The sequence below is a fragment of the Streptomyces sp. JLYT201 genome, from assembly GCF_059448825.1.
In genome coordinates this window covers 1,914,968-1,934,773 of the sequence record NZ_CM182551.1, presented here as the reverse complement: position 1 = coordinate 1,934,773, position 19,806 = coordinate 1,914,968, and the positions used below count along the sequence as shown (strand labels likewise).

General features: G+C 76.2%; 6 protein-coding genes, 1 tRNA gene and 1 pseudogene. 5 read left to right on the top strand and 3 right to left on the bottom strand.

Features of this window, described 5'->3' with window-relative positions:
- The first annotated feature begins 12 nt into the window (after positions 1-12).
- The 4 genes and pseudogenes from AC5WAM_RS07595 (at position 13) to AC5WAM_RS07580 (ending at position 15,630) form a co-directional block, all read left to right on the top strand.
- A complete protein-coding gene (locus AC5WAM_RS07595; protein ID WP_495523527.1) occupies positions 13-6,594 on the top strand; it encodes a type I polyketide synthase in 6,582 nt (2,193 codons plus the stop codon).
- 83 nt (positions 6,595-6,677) lie between these two features.
- Positions 6,678-13,514: pseudogene (locus tag AC5WAM_RS07590) on the top strand (type I polyketide synthase); the annotation flags it as partial.
- Positions 13,515-13,571: 57 nt separating this feature from the next.
- The gene (locus tag AC5WAM_RS07585) at positions 13,572-14,273 is read left to right on the top strand and encodes a class I SAM-dependent methyltransferase (protein ID WP_366790611.1); all 702 of its coding nucleotides are present in this window, start codon (positions 13,572-13,574) and stop codon (positions 14,271-14,273) included.
- 169 nt (positions 14,274-14,442) lie between these two features.
- Positions 14,443-15,630: a thiolase family protein gene (locus AC5WAM_RS07580; RefSeq protein ID WP_495522065.1), complete on the top strand. Its 1,188-nt coding sequence runs from the start codon at positions 14,443-14,445 to the stop codon at positions 15,628-15,630.
- Between the two features lie 380 nt (positions 15,631-16,010).
- Here AC5WAM_RS07580 and AC5WAM_RS07575 read toward each other — a convergent pair whose 3' ends face one another.
- The 3 genes from AC5WAM_RS07575 to AC5WAM_RS07565 form a co-directional block, all read right to left on the bottom strand.
- The gene (locus AC5WAM_RS07575; RefSeq protein ID WP_495522064.1) at positions 16,011-18,074 is read right to left on the bottom strand and encodes an MDR family MFS transporter; all 2,064 of its coding nucleotides are present in this window, start codon (positions 18,072-18,074) and stop codon (positions 16,011-16,013) included.
- Between the two features lie 77 nt (positions 18,075-18,151).
- A complete protein-coding gene (gene cobF, locus AC5WAM_RS07570; RefSeq protein ID WP_495522063.1) occupies positions 18,152-18,928 on the bottom strand; it encodes a precorrin-6A synthase (deacetylating) in 777 nt (258 codons plus the stop codon).
- 12 nt (positions 18,929-18,940) lie between these two features.
- A complete protein-coding gene (locus tag AC5WAM_RS07565; RefSeq protein WP_495522062.1) occupies positions 18,941-19,471 on the bottom strand; it encodes a DUF309 domain-containing protein in 531 nt (176 codons plus the stop codon).
- Between the two features lie 137 nt (positions 19,472-19,608).
- Here AC5WAM_RS07565 and AC5WAM_RS07560 point away from each other — a divergent pair.
- A tRNA-Pro gene (locus AC5WAM_RS07560) sits at positions 19,609-19,682 on the top strand.
- Positions 19,683-19,806 lie beyond the last annotated feature (124 nt).

The window sequence follows — 19,806 nt, the reverse complement described above, 5'->3', positions numbered from 1 at the left end:
TTCGTCGAGGCGCTGCGGGCCTCCCTCAAGGAGGTCGAGACGCTGCGCGCCCGCAACCGGGAACTGGCCGCCGCGGCCCGGGAGCCGATCGCCGTCGTGGCGATGGGCTGCCGTTACCCGGGCGGCGTCCGCTCCCCGGAGGACCTGTGGCGCCTGGTGGAGTCCGGCACCGACGCCATGTCGCCCTTCCCCGCCGACCGGGGCTGGGACACCGACGCGCTGTACGACCCCGACCCCGACCGGCCCGGCCGGACGTACGCCCTCGAAGGCGGCTTCGTCGACGGCGCCGGTGACTTCGACGCGGACCTGTTCGGCATCAGTCCGCGCGAGGCCGCCGCCATGGACCCCCAGCAGCGGCTCCTCCTGGAGACCGCGTGGGAGACCTTCGAACGGGCGGGCATCAGCCCCGGCGCGCTGCGCGGCGAGCCCGTCGGCACGTTCGTCGGCTCGGTCCTGATGACCGTCGGCAACGGCGCCCCGGCCACCGAGGGCAGCGAGGGGCACCAGGTCACCGGCGGCGCCGCCAGCGTCCTCTCGGGGCGCCTGGCCTACGCGTTCGGCCTCGAAGGCCCGGCCATGACCGTCGACACCGCCTGCTCGGCCTCGCTCGCGGCGGTCCACCTGGCGGCCCAGTCGCTGCGCCAGCGCGAGTGCGACCTGGCCCTGGCCGGGGGAGCCGCCGTGCTGACGACCCCGGGCATCTTCGTGGAGTTCAGCAGGCAGCGGGGTCTTGCGCCGGACGGGCGGTGCAAGGCGTTCGCGGCGGCGGCGGACGGTACCGGCTGGGGCGAGGGCGTGGGCCTGGTCCTTCTGGAGCGGCTGTCGGAGGCCCGGCGCAACGGTCATCCGGTGCTCGCTGTCGTACGGGGTTCCGCCGTGAACCAGGACGGTGCCTCCAACGGTCTGACCGCGCCCAACGGCCCCTCCCAGCAACGCGTCATCCGCCGCGCCCTGGCCACGGCCCGCCTCTCCGCCGACTTCGTGGACGCCGTCGAGGGACACGGCACCGGCACCACCCTGGGCGACCCCATCGAGGCGCAGTCGCTCATCGCCACGTACGGCCGGGAGCGCGAGGCGGGACGGCCCCTGTGGCTGGGCTCCGTCAAGTCGAACCTGGGTCACACCCAGGGCGCCGCGGGCATCGCCGGGCTGATCAAGATGGTCATGGCGATGCGGCACGGCGTGCTCCCCAGGACCCTGCACGTGGACGCGCCCACCCCGCACGTCGACTGGTCGGCGGGCACGGTGCGGCTGCTCACCGAGAACCGCGCCTGGCCCGAGACCGGGCGCCCGCGCCGCGCGGGCGTCTCCTCCTTCGGCATCAGCGGCACCAACGCCCACGTCATCCTGGAACAGGCCCCCCAGGACGCCGCAGCGGAACCCGCGCGGACAACGACCCCGGCCCCCGGCACCGACGAGGCGGCCCCGGCTCCCACCACGGACGACGCGGCCACGCCCCCCGCCGGACCCGTGCCGCTGGTGGTCTCCGCCCGGGGCGATCAGGCCCTGCGGGACCAGGCCGAACGCCTCGCCGCACACGTGCGCGCCAGGACCGAGGTCCGGCCCGTGGACCTCGGCCTTTCCCTGGCGACCACCCGCGCCGCCCTCGACCAGCGGGCCGTGGTGTGGGCCGCCGACCGGGAAGAGCTGCTCACCGCGCTCGCGGCCCTGGCCGAGGACCGGCCCGCGCCGGGCCTGGTGCGGGGCACCGCGGCCGACGGCGAGACGGCGTTCCTCTTCTCCGGCCAGGGCAGCCAGCGCCCGGGCATGGGCCGCGAACTGGCCGCCGCCTTCCCGGAGTTCGCCCGGGCGCTCGACGAGGTGGCGGAGCAGCTGGATCCGCACCTCGAACGGCCGCTGCGGGACGTCCTGTTCGCCGCCGAGGGCACCCCGGAGGCCGCGCTCCTCGAACGGACCGCGTACACCCAGCCCGCCCTGTTCGCGTACGAAGTGGCGCTGTACCGGCTGCTCACGCACGGGGGCCTCACCCCCGGCCTGCTGCTCGGCCACTCGATCGGCGAGCTGGCCGCCGCACACGTCAGCGGGGTCCTCTCCCTGGAGGACGCGTGCACCCTCGTCGCCGCGCGCGGCAGGCTGATGCAGGACCTGCCCGGCACCGGCGCGATGGTCGCGGTGCGGGCCACCGAGGCCGAGATCGCGCCGTGGCTCGCGGACCACCCGCACGACCTGGCCCTCGCCGCCGTCAACGGACCGTCGTCGGTGGTCGTGTCCGGCACCGAGAGCGCCGTGCTCGCCCTCGCCGGGCACTTCGAGGGCGAGGGCCGCAGAACGCGCAGGCTGCGCGTCAGCCACGCCTTCCACTCGCCCCAGATGGACGCGATGCTCGACGAGTTCGGGCAGGTCGCGCGGAAGCTCACCTTCCATCCGCCGGGCATCCCCGTCGTCTCGGACGTCACCGGCGACATCGCGGGCGCGGACCAGCTGTGCTCGCCCGAGTACTGGGTGCGCCACGCCCGGGAGGCCGTGCGCTTCGACGACGGGATGCGCCGGCTCGTGGCGGCGGGCGCCCGCACCTTCGTGGAGGTGGGCCCCTCCGCGACGCTCACCGCCATGGCCCAGGACTGCCTCGCCGGGCAGCCCGCGGCCACCGGCGCCGTGGTGATCCCCACGGCCCGCTCCCGCAGGCCCGAGCCCGACACCGTGCGCACGGCCCTCGCCACGGCCTACGCGCACGGCGCACGGGTCGACTGGACCCGGTTCCTCACCGGGGCCCGCACCGTGGACCTGCCCACCTACCCCTTCCAGCGCCGGAGCTTCCCCTGGACCGGTTCCGGCCCCTCCGCCGACGTGACCGCGGCCGGGCTCACCGGGCTCGAACACCCGCTGCTCGGCGCCTCCTTGGAGCTCGCCGACGCCCAGGGCCTCGTCCTCACCGGCACCGTGTCCCGGCGTACGGAGCCCTGGCTCGCCGACCACGTCATGCTGGGCTCCGTGCTCGTCCCCGGCACCGCCGTCGTCGAGATGGCCCTGCGCGCCGGGGCCGAGGCGGGCTGCCACCGCCTGGCCGAGCTGACGCAGGAGGCCCCGCTGGTCCTGCCCGAGCGGGGCGCCGTCCACCTCCAGGTGCGCGTCGGCGCGCAGGGCGAGCGGGGCCGCCGTACGGTCGGTGTGTACGGGCGGCCCGAGGACGCCGCGCCGGACGAACCCTGGGTGTGCCACGCGCGCGGCGGCCTCGCCCCCGACGCCGCCCCCGCGCCGCCGGGCCCCGGGCGGACCTGGCCGCCCGCCGGAGCCGAACCCGTCGCGCTCGACGGCTTCTACGACGGCCTGGCCGACGCGGGCTTCGCGTACGGCCCCGCCTTCCGCGGCCTCGCGCGGGCCTGGCGCAAGGACGACGAGCTGTACGCGGAGATCGCGCTCCCCGCCGGTGCGCGGCCCGCCACCGGCGGGTACGGCCTCCACCCGGCCCAGCTCGACGCCGCACTCCACGCGGCCCTCGTCCGCGACGGCGCGGCGGGGCCGAGCGGCCGCGTCCGGGTGCCGTTCTCCTGGCAGGAGGTGTCCTTCCACGGCCCGGGCGCACCGACCCTGCGGGCGCGTCTCGCCCCGGCGGGCACCGACACGGTGAGCCTGTCCCTGTGGGACGAGCGGGGCACCCCGGTGGCGTCGGTCGGCGCCCTGGTCACCCGGACCGTCTCCGCCGAGGAACTGCGCGCGACCCGCACCCACGACACCCTCTTCCACGTCGGCTGGCTCCCGACGCCGGACGCCACGGCCGAACCGGCCCCGCACTGCGTCGTCCTGGGCGACGACCGGCTCGCCGCCGGACTCGGCGTGCCCGCGCACGCCGACGCCGCGGCGCTCCTGGCCGCGCTCGACGCCGGCGCGCAGGCCCCGGACCTGGTGCTCCTGCCGAGCCACGGCGGGACCCCCGGAGGCGCGCAAGCCTCCGGGACCGGCGACCAGTCGGGCGCCGCCCGCGCCCTCGCCTCGTCCGTGCTCGCCGTGCTCCGCACCTGGGTGACCGAGCCCCGGCTCGCGTCCGCCCGCCTCGCCGTCGTGACCCGCGGCGCCGTGGCGGCCACGGCCGACGAACGCGTCACCGACCTGGCCGCCGCCGCGCTCTGGGGCCTGGTGCGCTCCGCGCGGGCGGAGCACCCCGGACGGTTCGCCCTGGCCGACGTGGACGGGACGCCCGCGTCGACCGAGGCGCTGCGCACCGCGCTCGCCGGGGACGAACCGGACGTCGCGCTCCGGGCGGGCCGGACGCTCGTGCCGCGCCTCGCCCGCGGCGTACCGGCGGGCACCCTCGTGCCCCCGCCCGGCGCACCGCAGTGGCGCGTCGACCTCACCGAGGGGGGCGCGGCCGACGACCTGGCCCTCGCCCCGAGCCCGGCGGCCGCCGCGCCCCTCGCGCCGGGCCAGGTCCGGGTCGCGGTGCGCGCGGCCGGACTCAACTTCCGCGACGTCGTCATGGCCCTGGGCATGGTCGCCGACCAGCGGGCCCTGGGCGGCGAGATCGCGGGCGTCGTCAGCGAAGTGGGCTCCGACGTCACGGACTTCGCCCCCGGCGACCCGGTGTTCGGGCTCGCCGACGGCTGTCTCGGCCCGGCGGCCGTCGTCGACCGCCGTCTGATCGCCCGGATGCCCCGCGGCTGGTCGTTCACCGAGGCCGCGGCCGTGCCCGTCGCGTTCCTCACCGCCTACGAGGGCCTGGTGGACCTCGCGGACGTACGGCCGGGGGAGAAGGTGCTCGTGCACGCCGCGGCGGGCGGCGTCGGCATGGCCGCCGTGCAGCTCGCCCGGCACCTCGGCGCCGAGGTGTACGCGACGGCGAGCCCCGCCAAGTGGGACGCCGTGCGCGCCCTCGGCGTCGACGACGCGCACCTCGCCTCCTCCCGCACCGACGCGTTCGAGGAGCGCTTCGCCACGGCGAGCGGCGGCGGCGTGGACGTCGTCCTCAACTCCCTGGCGCGCGACCTCCTCGACGCGTCGCTGCGCCTGGTGCGGCCCGGCGGCCGGTTCGTCGAGATGGGCAAGACCGACGTCCGCGACCCCGCCGAGGTCGCCGAGCGCCACGAGGGCGTCGCCTACCGCGCGTTCGACCTGATGGACGCCGGGATCGAGCGGGTCGGCGCGATGCTCGCCGCGATCGTCGAGCTGTTCGGCGACGGCAGCCTGCGCCACCTCCCGGTGACCACCTGGGACGTGCGCGAAGCGCCCGCGGCCTTCCGCTTCCTCGCCCAGGCCCGGCACGTGGGCAAGATCGTCCTCACCCTGCCCGCCGCCTGGGACCCCGAGGGCACCGTCCTGGTCACCGGCGCGTCCGGCGCGCTCGGCGGCGCGGTCGCCCGCCACCTGGTCCACGCCCACGGCGCCCGGCACCTGCTGCTCGCGGGCCGCCGGGGAGCCGACGCGGACGGCATGGCGGACCTCGTGGCCGAGCTGACCGGCTCCGCCCCGGCGGGCGCGACGACCGTCCGGGCCGTCGCCTGCGACGTGGCCGACCGGGACGCGGTGGCACGGATGCTCGCGACGGTGCCGGACGAGCATCCGCTGACCGCCGTCGTGCACGCCGCGGGCGTGGTCGACGACGGCGTCCTTCAGTCCCTGACGCCCGAGCGCCTCGGCACGGTGTTCGCACCCAAGGCCGACGGCGCCTGGCACCTGCACGAGCTCACGCGGGACGCCGACCTGGCCGCGTTCGTCCTCTTCTCGTCCGCGACGGCCACCGTCGGCACCCGCGGCCAGGCCAACTACGCCGCGGCCAACGCCTTCCTCGACGCCCTCGCCCGGCACCGCCACGACACCGGCCTGCCGGGCACGTCCCTGGCCTGGGGCCCGTGGGCGGGCGGCGGCATGGCGGCCGCCCTGGCGCAGCGGGACCGGGACCGCACGGGCCGCTCCGGCGTCGGCGAGCTGTCCACCGAGGACGGCCTCGCGCTGCTCGACCTCGCGCTCGCCACCGGCGCGGCGGGCCTCGTCCCGGTACGGCTCGACACCGCGGCCCTGGGCACCGCCGCCGCGGCCGGGGACCTGCCCGCGGCGCTGCGCGGCCTGGCCCGCGCCCCCGCCGCGCTCCCGGAGGCGGGCGCCGGGGACGCGCTGCGGGAACGCCTCGGGCCGCTCGCGCCCGAGGAGCGCAGCGCGGCCGTCCTCGACCTGGTGCGCGCCCAGATCGCCCTGGTCCTCGGGCATCTGACCCCCGAGAGCGTGGATCCGCAACGCCCCTTCCAGGACCTCGGGTTCGACTCGCTCACCGCCGTGGAGCTGCGCAACCGCCTGGGCGCCGCGACCGGCCTGACCCTGCCGACCACGCTCGTCTTCGACCATCCGACCCCGGCCGCCCTGGGCGACCACATCGGGGCCGAGCTGCTGCCCGGCCTCGGCTCGCGGGTCGACTCCCTCCTGTCCCGGCTCGACGACTGGGCGGCGTCCCTCGACGGCGACGGGCTCGACGACGACGAGCGGGAGCGGGTCGCGGCACGCCTGCGGGCCCTCGCCCGGCGCTGGGGCGAGGGGGCGCGCGACAGGGCCGAGGAGCCCGGTCGCACGGCCGTCGCGGCCGGCCTGGACCAAGCGAGCGACGACGAAGTCATCGACTTCATCAGCAAGGAGCTCGGCATCTCCTGACGGCGGACACGGCCCTGGCGGACACCGCGGCGCGTCCCGGGCGCGAGCGGACATCGGTGACGTCTCGACGAGGTGGGTTTCAGATGGTGACGGAAGACAAGATCCGGTACTTCCTCAAGCGGGTGACCGCCGATCTGCACGAGACGCGGGAGCGCCTGCGCGACGTCGAGGAGGCGGCGGGGGAGCCGATCGCCGTCGTGGCGATGGGCTGCCGCTACCCGGGCGGCGTCCGCTCCCCGGAGGACCTGTGGGACCTGGTCGCCACCGGGCGGGACGCGGTCGCGCCCTTCCCCGACGACCGCGGCTGGGACGTCGAGGGGCTCTACGACCCGGACCCGGACCGGTTCGGCACGAGCGTCGCGCGCGAGGGCGGCTTCCTCGACGACGTTGCGTCCTTCGACGCGGGCCTGTTCGGCGTGACCCCGCGCGAGGCCCTCACCCTCGACCCCCAGCAGCGCCTCCTCCTGGAGGTGGCCTGGGAGACCTTCGAGCGCGCGGGCATCACCCCGGCCGCCCTGCGGGGCAGCAGGACCGGCGTCTTCGTCGGCACCAGCAGCCAGGAGTACGCGATGCTGCTCCAGGGCGCCGAGGAGAACTTCGAGGGCTACTCGACGGGGTTCCTCGCCAGCGTCCTCTCGGGGCGCCTGGCCTATACGTTCGGCCTCGAAGGCCCGGCGATCACCGTGGACACCGCGTGCTCCGCCTCGCTGGTGGCCCTGCACCTGGCCGTGCAGTCGCTGCGGCAGCGCGAGTGCGCCACCGCGCTGGTGGGCGGCGCGGCGGTGATGCCGACGCCGAGCATGTTCGTGGAGTTCAGCAGGCAGCGGGGTCTTGCGCCGGACGGGCGGTGCAAGGCGTTCGCGGCGGCGGCGGACGGTACCGGCTGGGGCGAGGGCGTGGGCCTGGTCCTTCTGGAGCGGCTGTCGGAGGCCCGGCGCAACGGTCATCCGGTGCTCGCTGTCGTACGGGGTTCCGCCGTGAACCAGGACGGTGCCTCCAACGGTCTGACCGCGCCCAACGGCCCCTCCCAGCAGCGCGTCATCCGTGCGGCCCTCGCCAACGCCCGGCTCTCCCTGTCCGACGTGGACGCCGTCGAGGCGCACGGCACCGGCACCGCGCTCGGCGACCCCATCGAGGCCCAGGCCCTCCTCGCCACGTACGGGCAGGAACGGGACCGGGAACGGCCCCTGTGGCTCGGGTCGTTGAAGTCGAACATCGGCCACACCCAGGCCGCGGCGGGCGTCGGCGGCGTCATCAAGACGGTGATGGCGCTGCGCCGGGGCGTCCTGCCGCCCACCCTGCACGTCGACGAGCCGACCCCGCACGTCGACTGGTCCCCGGGCACGGTACGCGTCCTCACCGAGGGCCGCGCCTGGCCCGAGACCGGGCGCCCGCGCCGCGCGGGCGTCTCCTCCTTCGGCATCAGCGGCACCAACGCCCACGTCATCCTGGAGCAGGCGGACCACGACGGCTTCCCGGCCCCGGCGGCGGACCCCGCGGACCCGGCGGCGGCCGACGCGACCGCCGGAGCCCAGGGCCCCCTGCCCTGGCTGGTCAGCGCGCGCAGCGAGCGGGGCCTGCGGGAGCAGGCGGCCCTGCTGCGCGACCACGTACGGGAGCGCCCCGAGCCGGCCCCGGCCGACGTCGGCCACGCGCTCCTCGCCTCGCGCACCGCCTTCGACCACCGCGCGATCGTGCTGGCCGACGACCGCGACGGCTACCTCGCCGGGCTCGACGCCGTGGCCGAGGGCCGCAGCGCGCCCGACGTGGTGGCGGGCGTCGCCCGGGAGCCGGGGAAGCCGGTGTTCGTCTTCCCCGGCCAGGGCGCCCAGTGGGAGGGCATGGCCGCGGACCTGTACCGCGACTCCCCGGTCTTCCGCGACCGGCTGCACGCGTGCGCCGCCGCCGTCGCCCCGCACGTCGACTTCTCGCTCGTCGACGTCGTGTGCGGGGCCGAGGGCGCCGCCCCGCTCGACCGCGTGGACGTGGTGCAGCCCGCGCTGTGGGCCATGATGGTCTCCCTGGCCGAGCTGTGGCGCTCCCACGGCGTCGAGCCGGGCGCCGTGGTGGGCCACTCCCAGGGCGAGATCGCCGCCGCGTGCGTGGCGGGCGCGCTGACCCTTCAGGACGGGGCGAGGATCGTCGCGCTGCGGTCCCGCCTCGTCGCCGAACGCCTGGCGGGCAGCGGGGGCATGGCGTTCCTCGCGCTGCCGCAGGACCGGGCGCGCGAGCGGCTCGCCGCGTGGGGCACGCGCCTCGCCGTCGCCGCGGCCAACAGCCCCTCCTCCGTGGTGGTGTCGGGCGACGCCGAGGCCCTCGACGAACTCCTGGCGGCCGCCGAGCAGGAGGGCGTACGGGCGATCCGCGTCGCCGTGGACTACGCGTCGCACTCGGCGCAGGTCGAGACCCTGGAGGCCGAACTCCTCGCCGTGCTCGCCGGCATCACGCCCCGCCCGGCCGCGATCCCGTTCTTCTCGACGGTCACCGGCGGCCTCCTCGACACCGAAGGGCTCGACCCCGCCTACTGGTACCGGAACCTGCGGCGGACGGTCCGCTTCGACGCGACCGTACGCGGCCTCCTCGCGGCGGGCCACCGCACGTACGTGGAGGTGAGCCCGCACCCGGTGCTCGCGGTCTCCGTGCACGAGATCCTTGAGAGCGCCGCCGCCGAAGGCACCGTCCTCACCTCGCTGCGGCGCGGCGAGGGCGACGCCCGGCGCGTGGCCACCTCCCTGGCCGAGGCGCACGTCCAGGGCGTACGCGTGGACTGGTCGGGCCGCATCGGGCCAAGGGCGCGCCTGGTGGACCTGCCGACGCACGCCTTCCAGCGCCGCCGCTACTGGCCGGACGGGGCACAGGCCGCCGTGCGGGCCCGGGAAGGCGACGACAGCGCGGCCGCCGGTTTCCGTCGGCGCCTGGCCGAACTGCCCGACGGCGCCGGGGAACGCCTCGTCCTGGAGACGGTGTGCGAGCACGCCGCCGCCGTGCTCCACCAGGACCCGGCGGACCTCGACCCCACCCGGGCCTTCACCGACCTCGGCTTCGTCTCCATGACGGCCATGGAGCTGCGCAACCGGCTCGCCACCGCGACCGGCGTCCGCGTCTCCCCGGCGGCCGTCTTCGACCACCCCACGGCCGAGCGGCTCGCCGCCCACCTCCGTACGCTCCTGACGGGCGGTCAAGAAGGTGCCGCGGCCCCGGTGCCGGCCGGGCCCGTCGCCGACGAGCCGGTCGCGATCGTCGCCATGGGCTGCCGGTTCCCCGGTGACGTGGCGTCACCCGACCAGCTGTGGGAGCTGGTCGCCTCGGGGCGGGACGCGACCTCGTCGTTCCCCGCCCACCGCGGCTGGGACGTCGCGGACCTGTACGACCCCACTCCGGGCACGCCGGGGCGCACCTACGTCCGCCGCGGCGGCTTCCTGCACGACGCCGACCGGTTCGACCCGCTCCTGTTCGGGATCAGCCCCCGCGAGGCCCTGGCCATGGACCCGCAGCAGCGCCTCCTCCTGGAGGTGGCGTGGGAGACGTTCGAGCGGGCGAAGCTGGCGCCCGACGCGGTGCGCGGCAGCCGCACCGGCGTGTTCGTGGGCCTCAGCGGCCAGGACTATCTGCCGCTGCTCACCGCCGACCCCGACGAGAGCGCGGGGCACCTGATGACCGGCACGTCGACGAGCGTCGCCTCGGGGCGGCTCGCCTACACCTTCGGTCTCGAAGGGCCCGCCGTCACCGTGGACACCGCGTGCTCGTCGTCCCTGGTCGCCCTCCACCTGGCGGTGCAGGCGCTGCGGCAGGGCGACTGCACGGCCGCCCTGGTGGCGGGCGTCACGGTCCTGTCCACGCCGGGCGCCTTCGTGGAGTTCAGCGCGCAGGGCGCGCTGGCCCCCGACGGCCGGTGCAAGGCGTTCGCCGCGGCGGCCGACGGCACCGGCTGGGGCGAGGGCGTCGGCGTGCTCCTGGTGGAGCCCCTGTCGAAGGCCCGGCGCGAGGGCCACGAGGTCCTCGCCGTGATCCGCGGCTCCGCGATCAACCAGGACGGGGCCAGCAACGGCCTGTCCGCGCCCAACGGCCTCGCCCAGCAGCGCGTGATCCGCCAGGCCCTGGCGCAGGCGGGGCTGGAGCCCCGGGACGTCGACGCCGTCGAGGCGCACGGGACCGGCACCACCCTCGGCGACCCCATCGAGGCGGAGGCCCTCCTGGCCACGTACGGCCAGGGGCGGCCCGCCCGGTCGCCCCTGTGGCTGGGGTCGCTGAAGTCCAACGTCGGGCACACGGCGGGCGCGGCGGGCGTGGGCGGCGTCATCAAGACGGTGATGGCGCTGCGCCGGGGCGTCCTGCCGCCCACCCTGCACGTGGACGACCCCACCCGGCACGTGGACTGGTCGTCGGGCGCCGTGGAGCTGCTGACGGAGGCCAGGCCGTGGCCGGACACGGGCCGGGCGCGGCGCGCGGGCGTCTCGTCGTTCGGGATCAGCGGCACCAACGCGCACGTGATCCTGGAGCAGGCGCCCACGGAGCCCCACACGCCCACGCAGCCCCGGACGCCCACCGAGCCCCGCACGCCCGCCGAGGGCCTCGCGCCCGCCGAGGGCCTCGCGCCCACCGAGGACCTCGCGCTCGCCGAGGTGCCGCGGCCGGTCGCCGCGCTGCCCGCCCTGCCCTGGATCCTCTCCGGCAAGACGGAGCAGGCCGTACGCCAACAGGCCGAGCGGCTGCGGCAGTTCACGGCCGAGCGCCCCGACCTCGCCCCGGCCGACGTCGCGCGCTCCCTGGCGAGCACCCGGGCCGCCCTGGACCACCGGGCCGTCGTCCTCGGCGAGGACCGCGCGTCGCTCCTGGCGGGCCTCGCACTGCTCGCGGAGGGCGGGCAGGACGCGGAGGCCGGGGAGAGCGGGCCGGACGCCCGACGCGTTCTCCGGGGCGCGGCCCGCGCCCGCGGCAGGCTGGCCCTCCACTTCTCCGGCGGGGACACGCACATGAGCGGGGCCGCCCCCTCAGCCGGGGCCGCCCCCTCAGCCGGAGCCACCCCCTCCGGCGAGGCCGCCGCCCCGACCCGCCCCGCCGACCCGGCCTACGCGCACCTCCCGGTCCACGCGGCCGCCCTGGCGGAGGTCGCCGCCGCGTGCGCCGCGCACCCCGACGCACCCGCGCCCGGCGCGTCCCGGGCCCTGGCCCGCTTCGCCGAGGGCGTCGCGCTGTTCCGCCTCCTTGAACACTGGGGCGTCACCCCCGACCACCTCCTCGGCCACGCGGCCGGCGAGGTGACGGCGGCGCACTGCGCGGGCGCCCTGTCCCTGGCCGACGCGGTGGCGCTCGCCCTCGCCCTCGACCAGGAGGCCGACGGCGTCCACCGCGTCGCCAAGGAGCTGACGTTCCGCCCGCCGGTGATCCCCGTCGTCTCCGGCCGGACCGGCCGCCCGGTCCCGTACGAGGAGCTCTCCACCCCGGAGCACTGGTCCCGCCTCTCCCGCGAGACGGGCACGGCCGACGAGGCGGTGCGGTGGCTCGACGCCCAGGGCGTGCGCGACCACGTGGAGGCGGACCGTGACGGCGCCACGGTGAGCGCGCTCCTGGCCGCCCTGGCCCGGCTGCACGTCGGCGGCGCGGCCGTGGACTGGGACACGATGCTCTCCGACGTCGGCGCGACCCTCGTGGAGCTGCCCACGTACGCGTTCCAGCACGAGCGGTACTGGCCCGAGCCGGCCGGCTCGCCGCTCGGCGCCTCCGGCCCCGGGCGCGGCTCCGAACGCGCCGAGCGGGGGCGGGAGTTCCGTGCGCTCCTGGCCGCCGCGGCCACCGAGGACGAGCGGCGGGAGCTGCTCGCCGACCTCGTCCGCACCCAGGTCGCGGCCGTGCTCAAGCTGGCCGACGCGGCCGGGGTCGCCGACGACAGGAACCTGCCGGAGCTGGGCTTCGACTCGCTGACCGCGGTGGACCTGCGCAACCGGCTCGGCGCGGCCACCGGGCTCCGCCTGCCGCCCGCCCTGGTCTTCCAGCACCCGACCGTCCCCGACGTGGCCCGCTTCCTGGCGGAGCAGGCGGAGACGGCGGGCCCCGAGGGCGCGGCCGACGCGGCGCCCGCCGCCGGGGCGCGGTTCACCCTGGGCCCGCTGCTCGCCCGCGCGGGCGAGCTCGGCCGCACCGACGAGTTCCACGAACTGGTGCGCGGCGTCGCCCGGTTCCGCCCCACCTTCGACGCGCCCGACGAGCGGCTGCGCCCGGCGCGCGTCCGCCTCGCACGCGGCTCCGCCACCGCGGGACCGGACCTGGTCTGCTTCCCGACGTTCGCCGTCGGCGCGGGCGCGCCCCAGTACGCGCGCCTCGCCGCGGCGGCCGAGGGCGAGCACGACGTATGGGCCCAGCCCGTCCCGGGCTTCGACTGGCGGGAGCCGCTGCCCGCGTCCGTGGACGTCCTGGCGCACCTCCTGGCCGACGGGGTCGGCGCTCGCGCCGACGGCGGCCCGGCCGTGCTGCTCGGGTACTCGGCGGGCGGCTGGATCGCCCACGCCACCGCCGCCGTCCTCGAGGAGCGCGGGGCGGGCCCGGCCGCCGTGGTCCTCCTGGACAGCTACTGGCCCGGCAGCCCGATGATCCCGCGGCTGCACGCCCGGATCGACCGGGCCCGCGCCACCGGTGCGCCGGGCGTGCTGTGGACGGAGGACACCGGGGACGACGCGTATCTCACCGCCCTGGCGCACTACGCACAGCTCTTCGAGACGTGGCGCCCGCGCGAGATCGACGCCCCCACCCTGCTCGTCCGCGCCGTGGAACCGGCCTTCGACGCACCGGCCACGGACGGCCAGGCCCCCGCCGAGGCCCCCGACGACTGGCGGCCGCGCTGGCACCTGCCGCACACCGCCGTCGACACGCCGGGCACCCACTTCTCGATCATCCGCGAGCACAGCGAGCCCGCCCTGCGCGCGGTGCGGGACTGGCTCGGCGGCCTTCACTGAGGCACGGCACCCGACCACCCTAGGAGCATGATGACGTCCCACGGCACCGGCGGCAGCAAGCCCATCGACGACCTCGACCAGGCCGTCATCGACGGGCAGTCGGGGTATTCGAAGCCGTTCCTCAACCTCTACGACCTCACGGTCTACCGGGGCACCGCCCCCCTCCTGTGGCGGTGCCCGCCCGCGGTCTCCCGGAAGCTGTACGACACCGAGGTCGGCGCGCGCCACATGGACATCGGCGTGGGCAGCGGCTATCTGCTGCACCACGCCCGGTTCCCCGTGCCCGACCCCCGGATCACCCTGGTCGACCTCAACCCCAACTCCCTCGCGCACACCGCCAACCGGCTGCGGCGCTACGAGGTCTCCACGGTCCGCGCCAACGTCCTGGAGCCCCTGCCCGTGCCGGAGCGGTCCCACGACTCGGTCGGCATGAGCTATCTGCTGCACTGCGTCCCGGGGAGCCTGCGCGAGAAGGGGATCGCCCTCGCGCACGCCGGGGCCGTCGTCCGCCCCGGAGGGGTCGTCTTCGGCACCACGGTGCTCACCGGCGGCGTCCCGGTGACCCGCGCCGCCCGCCGGGCCCTGCGGACGCTGAACAAGCGGGGCGCCTTCCACAACGAGGACGACCACCTCGACGACCTGCGCGCGCAGCTCGACGAGCACTTCGACCACTTCGACCTGACCGTGCGGGGGTGCGTCGGCATCTTCCGCGCCTGGACGCCCGCCTGAGGCCGGTGGCGCGGCGGGACCGGCTTCCGGGGGTCGCCCGCGCGGGCCCCGGGGGAGCGGCCGTGCCGGGACGGCCGTCCGCGCTTCCCCCGGACCCGGGTGCCACGTACACTCCGAAACTAGCAGCGCTAATTAACCGCTTGTCGGCCGTACACGCTCCGGAGTCGCCGTGCGCACCGTTCACTTCGCCGCCGCCCGCCGCACCCCCATCGGGAGGCTCCGCGGGGCCTTGTCCTCCGTCCGCCCCGACGACCTCGCCGCCACCGTCGTGCGCGGCCTGCTCGACGGCGTGCCGGACCTCGACCCGGCCCGCGTCGACGACGTCTACTGGGGCGCCGCCAACCAGGCGGGCGAGGACAACCGCAACGTGGCCCGCATGGCCGCGCTGCTCGCGGGCCTGCCGGAGTCCGTGCCCGGAGCCACCGTGAACCGGCTGTGCGCCTCGGGCCTGGAAGCCGTCACGACGGCGGCCCGCGCCATCGCCGCCGGTGAGGCGGACGTCGTCGTCGCGGGCGGCTCGGAGTCCATGAGCCGTGCCCCGTTCGTCCTCCCGCGCCCCGACGAGGCGCTGCCGCACCGCATGGAGGCCGTCGACACCCGCCTCGGCTGGCGCCTGGTCAACCCGCGGATGTGGGAGCTGCACGGCCTGCTGTCCATGGGGGAGACCGCGGAGGAGGTGGCCGAGCGCCACGGGGTCTCCCGCGAGCGCCAGGACGCCTTCGCGCTGCGCAGCCACCAGCGCGCCGCGGCCGCCCGCAAGGACGGCCGCTTCGACGCCGAGCTGCTGCCCGTCACCACCCCGGACGGCACGGTCGTCGACGCCGACGAGGGCATCCGCGAGGACACCTCGTACGAGAAGCTCAGCAAGCTGCGCCCGGTGTTCCGCGACGGCGGCAGCGTCACCGCGGGCAACGCGTCGCCGATGAACGACGGCGCCGCGGGGCTGCTGCTCGTCAGCGAGGAGGCGCTGCGCGACCTCGGCCTCACCTCGCTCGGCCGGTACGCGGCCGGGGCCAGCGCGGGCGTGCACCCGGACGTGATGGGCATCGGCCCCGTGCCCGCGACGCGCAAGGCCCTGGCGCGGCTCGGCTGGTCCGTCGCGGACGTGCAGGAGGCCGAGGTCAACGAGGCCTTCGCGGCCCAGGCGATCGCCTCCGTGGACACGCTCGGCATCGACCCGGACCTGGTCAACCCGGACGGCGGCGCCATCGCCCTGGGCCACCCCCTGGGCTGCTCCGGCGCCCGCATCCTCACCACGCTCCTGCACCGCATGGGCCGCACGGGCGCCACCCGCGGCCTCGCCACGATGTGCGTCGGCGTGGGGCAGGGCAGCGCCGTGCTCGTCGAGCGCGACTGACCCCGGGCCGCGTCCGCACCGCTACATGAGCGTGACGGCCACGGTGAGCGCCAGCGCCAGACAGGCGAGGCCCACCGCCGTCACGCCCCACGGCCGTGCGGGGCGGGCCGGGGCGCAACAACAGCACCGCGGATGCCGGAGGTAGGGGGAGTCGAGCCAGTACGCCCCGACGAGCCGGGCGTGTACCTGGTGGATTGCGCCGTCGGTCTCCATGCCCACCCAACGCTCCGCCCCGCGCCGTGGCCACGGCGGGGTCAATCAGGCCGTTCTGATACCACGGATAAGGCGGACGCCCCGCGCGGAAACGTTTGGCGTGAGCGATGTGCGGGAAGGGTTCTTCGGTTGTCCGCGGCTTCGTCGCGGCCGGGCGCGCCCCGCGCCTACGGGGTGCTCAGGTCCTCCGCGAGCAGCCGCTTGGCGATCGCGTCGACCGCCGCCATCAGCCGGGCGTCGTCCTCGACCGCACCGCTCTCGGGGCGCCTGCCGTCCTTCTCCAGCTCCTCGGCGAGCCAGCGCGCCCACTCCTTGCCGATGACCCCGGCCTCCCGCTCGCCCGCGGGAGTGTGCTGGAACAGGGTGCCGCTGCGGCTGAGGTAGCCCTCCTCGACCATGCGGTCGAAGACCGGCACCAGGACCTCGGGGGGCAGCCGCCGCCGGGCCGCGATGAGGTTCAGGTTCGCGTGTCCCACCAGACGGGTGAAGAGCGCCACCTGCATCACCGCCCAGGCGCCCGCCGGATCGAGGCGCGTGTCGGACCGGCTGATGACGGTGCGCGCGGTGCCGACGCCCTTGCGGCGCAGGATGTTCCCCACGGCCAGCTCCAGGAGCCGGGCCGAGTCGCCCGCGGACGACGGCGAGGCGAACCCCTCGCCCATGTCGTTGGAGCTCATCCGCGCGCTGTCGCGCAGCTCCACCTGCTTGAGGAACAGCGCCACGACGAACCCGACGGCGGCGACCGGCACCGTCCACAGGAACACCGTCTGGAGCGTGTCCGCGTACGCCTCGACGAGCGGCGCCGCCGCCGCGCCCGGCAGCTCGTGCAGCCCCTCCGGGCTCTGCGACGCCTTCGCGATCGCCTCCTGCGGCGCGGCCCCGGTCCGCGCCGCCTCGGCGATGCCGTCCCGGAGGTTCGGGGCCAGCGTGTTGGCGTAGATGGTGCCGAACACGGCCGTGCCGAAGGAGCTGCCGAGCGTGCGGAAGAACGTGACGCCGGACGTCGCGGTGCCCAGGTCCGCGTAGGCGACGGTGTTCTGCACGGCGATGGTGAGGACCTGCATGCACAGGCCGATGCCGACGCCGAGCACGAACATGTACAGCGACTCCAGCCACGCGCTGGTCGCGCTGCCCATCAGGGACATCAGGAACAGACCGAGCGCCATCACCAGGGCGCCCACGATCGGGAAGATCCGGTACGTGCCCGTCCTGCTGACCACGTTGCCGCTGAAGATCGAGGCGATGAGGAGGCCGACGACCATGGGCAGGGTCCGCACGCCGGAGATCGTGGCCGAGTCCCCGTCGACGTACTGGAGGTACGTCGGCAGGAACGTCATCGCGCCGAGCATCGCGAAGCCCACGATGAAGCTGAGGACCGAGCAGACCGTGAACACCGGGTTGGCGAACAGGCGCATCGGCAGCATCGGCTCGGCCGCGCGCGTCTCCGCCCAGCAGAAGCCCGCGAGCGCGGCGAGCCCGCCCGCGAACAGGCCGATGATGACGCCCGAACCCCACGCGTACTCGTTGCCGCCCCAGCTGGTCGCGAGGATCAGCGCGCTGGAGCCGATCGCGACGAGCGCGATGCCCAGGTAGTCGATGACGGGCCGCGCCGCCGACTTCACCGACGGAATGGTGCGGGCGGCGGCCACGACGACCAGGACCGCGATGGGCACGTTGACGTAGAAGGCCCAGCGCCAGCTCAGATGGTCGGTGAACAGACCGCCGAGCAGCGGGCCGATGACCGTGGAGACGCCGAAGACGGCACCGATCGCGCCCTGGTACTTGCCGCGCTCCCGCAGCGGGATCACATCGGCGATCAGCGCCATCGACGTGACCATCAGACCGCCCGCGCCGATGCCCTGCATCGCCCGCCAGGCGATGAGCAGCGACATGTTCGTGGCGAGGCCGCACAGGAACGAGCCGGTGATGAAGACGACCGCCGACACCTGGAAGACGACCTTGCGGCCGAACAGGTCGCCGAACTTGCCGACGAGGACCGTCGCGACGGTCTCCGCGAGCAGGTACGACGTCACCACCCACGACATGTGCGCGGCGCCGCCCAGGTCCGACACGATCGTCGGCAGGGCCGTGCCGACGATCGTCTGGTCGAGGGCGGCGAGCAGGACGCCCAGCATGATCGTGACGAAGACGACATTGCGGCGGCGCCGGTCCAGGACCGGCGGGCCCTGCTCCGGTACCCGCGCGGCCTCGGCGTGCTCGGTGACGGTCACAGGCACACCCTCACACCGGTACCGGGCGTGTGCATGCCGGGCCGTCCGGTCCGGTGACGGCCCGTCCGGCGGCGGGCTCAGTCCCGCGGGCGCCGCCGCAGCAGATATGTGTCCATGATCCAGCCCTTGCGCGCGCGGGCCTCGGCCCGCAGCCGCGCGATCCGCCCGGCCGCCTCGGGCAGCGCCCCGGAGACGAGGATCTCGTCGGGCGTGCCGAGGTAGGCGCCCCAGTAGATGTCGAGGTCGTCCCGGTCGGCGTACCGCTGGAAGGCCTGCCGGGCGTCCAGCATCACCACCACGTCGTCCACGCCCTCGGGGAAGCCCTCGTCGGTCAGGCGGCGGCCCGTGGTGACCTGGAAGGGGCGCCCCACGCGGTTCAGGCCCACCCGGTGCCGGGCGGCCAGCGCCGACACGCTGCTGACCCCGGGCACCACGTCGTAGGAGAAGGCGACGGCGCCGCGCCCGACGACCTCCTCCAGGATCGCGATCGTGCTGTCGTACAGGGCGGGGTCGCCCCACACCAGGAAGGCGCCGGTGTCCTGCGCGCCCAGCTCCTCGGCGATCAGACGCTCGTAGAGGTCGGCGCGGCGGCCGCGCCAGTCGTCGACCGCGCCGGCGTAGGCGACGCGGTCCGCCTCCTGCGCGCGCCGCGGATCGCGGGCCTCGACGACGCGGTACGCCCCGTCCGGGCGGTGCGCGTCGAGCATGCCCCGGCGCAGCGCGATGAGGTCCTCCTTGCCCTCGCCCTTGTCGAGGACGAAGAACACGTCGGTGTCCTCCATCGCCTTGACGGCCCGCAGGGTGAGCTGGTCCGGGTCGCCCGCGCCGATCCCGATGACATGAATCCTTCGCACGTCAGGAGTCTGTCACCCGTCCCCGCGCGGCGTTCCGGGGGCCAGCGTCGGCGCGGCCGCCGCCGCGTCCAGGGGCACCTCGCCCTCCTCGACCCGCGCGGCCAACCCCCGCGCCCACGTCACCAGTTCCGCCACGCCGATCCCGTACGGCCGCTCGCGCCCCGGCCCGGCAGCGCTCCACTCCGCGACGGCGCCCGCGCCCCTGCGCAGCAGCTGCGCCCCGCCCGTCGCGTTGCCGCGCGCCGCGTGGGTCAGGCCGACGGCGAGCTGCGCGAGCCCCTGCCACAGGCCGCGCTCCCGCTCGGGCCCCGACTTCCAGGCGTCCTCGAAGACCTCGTGCGCGTGGAAGGGACGCCCGGCGTCGAGCAGCGCCTGCGCCTCGGCGAGGGTCCGGGCGGGCGTGCGGGTCACGCCCTCCGGCTGGCGCGCCACGCCCTCGGCCCCGTACGGCAGCGGCCGCCCCAGCCCGTCGCGCGGCCGCGCGCTGCGCGCCCGGCCCTCCGTGTCCCGGTCCCGGCCACCTGGTCCAAGTGCGCTCGTCATGCGGCGATTCTCCCGCCCCGGGCCCGCACCCCGCCGCCGGGCGGTGACCTGCGACGGGGGCGGCCAGGACCACCCCCGTACGTGGGGTAGAGTTCTACCTGCGTGATCACGCGGAACACCCACCGCGAGGAACGCACCGGGACGTGGCGCAGCTTGGTAGCGCACTTGACTGGGGGTCAAGGGGTCGCAGGTTCAAATCCTGTCGTCCCGACTTTGCGAAGTCGCGAGTCGAGGGGCCGTTTCAGAGAGATCTGGAACGGCCCCTCGGTCGTTCGCGCACGCTGGTTATGCTGCCGCCGTGCGAAGCGCTCAGGGAAAGCGCTCAAACGAACGGC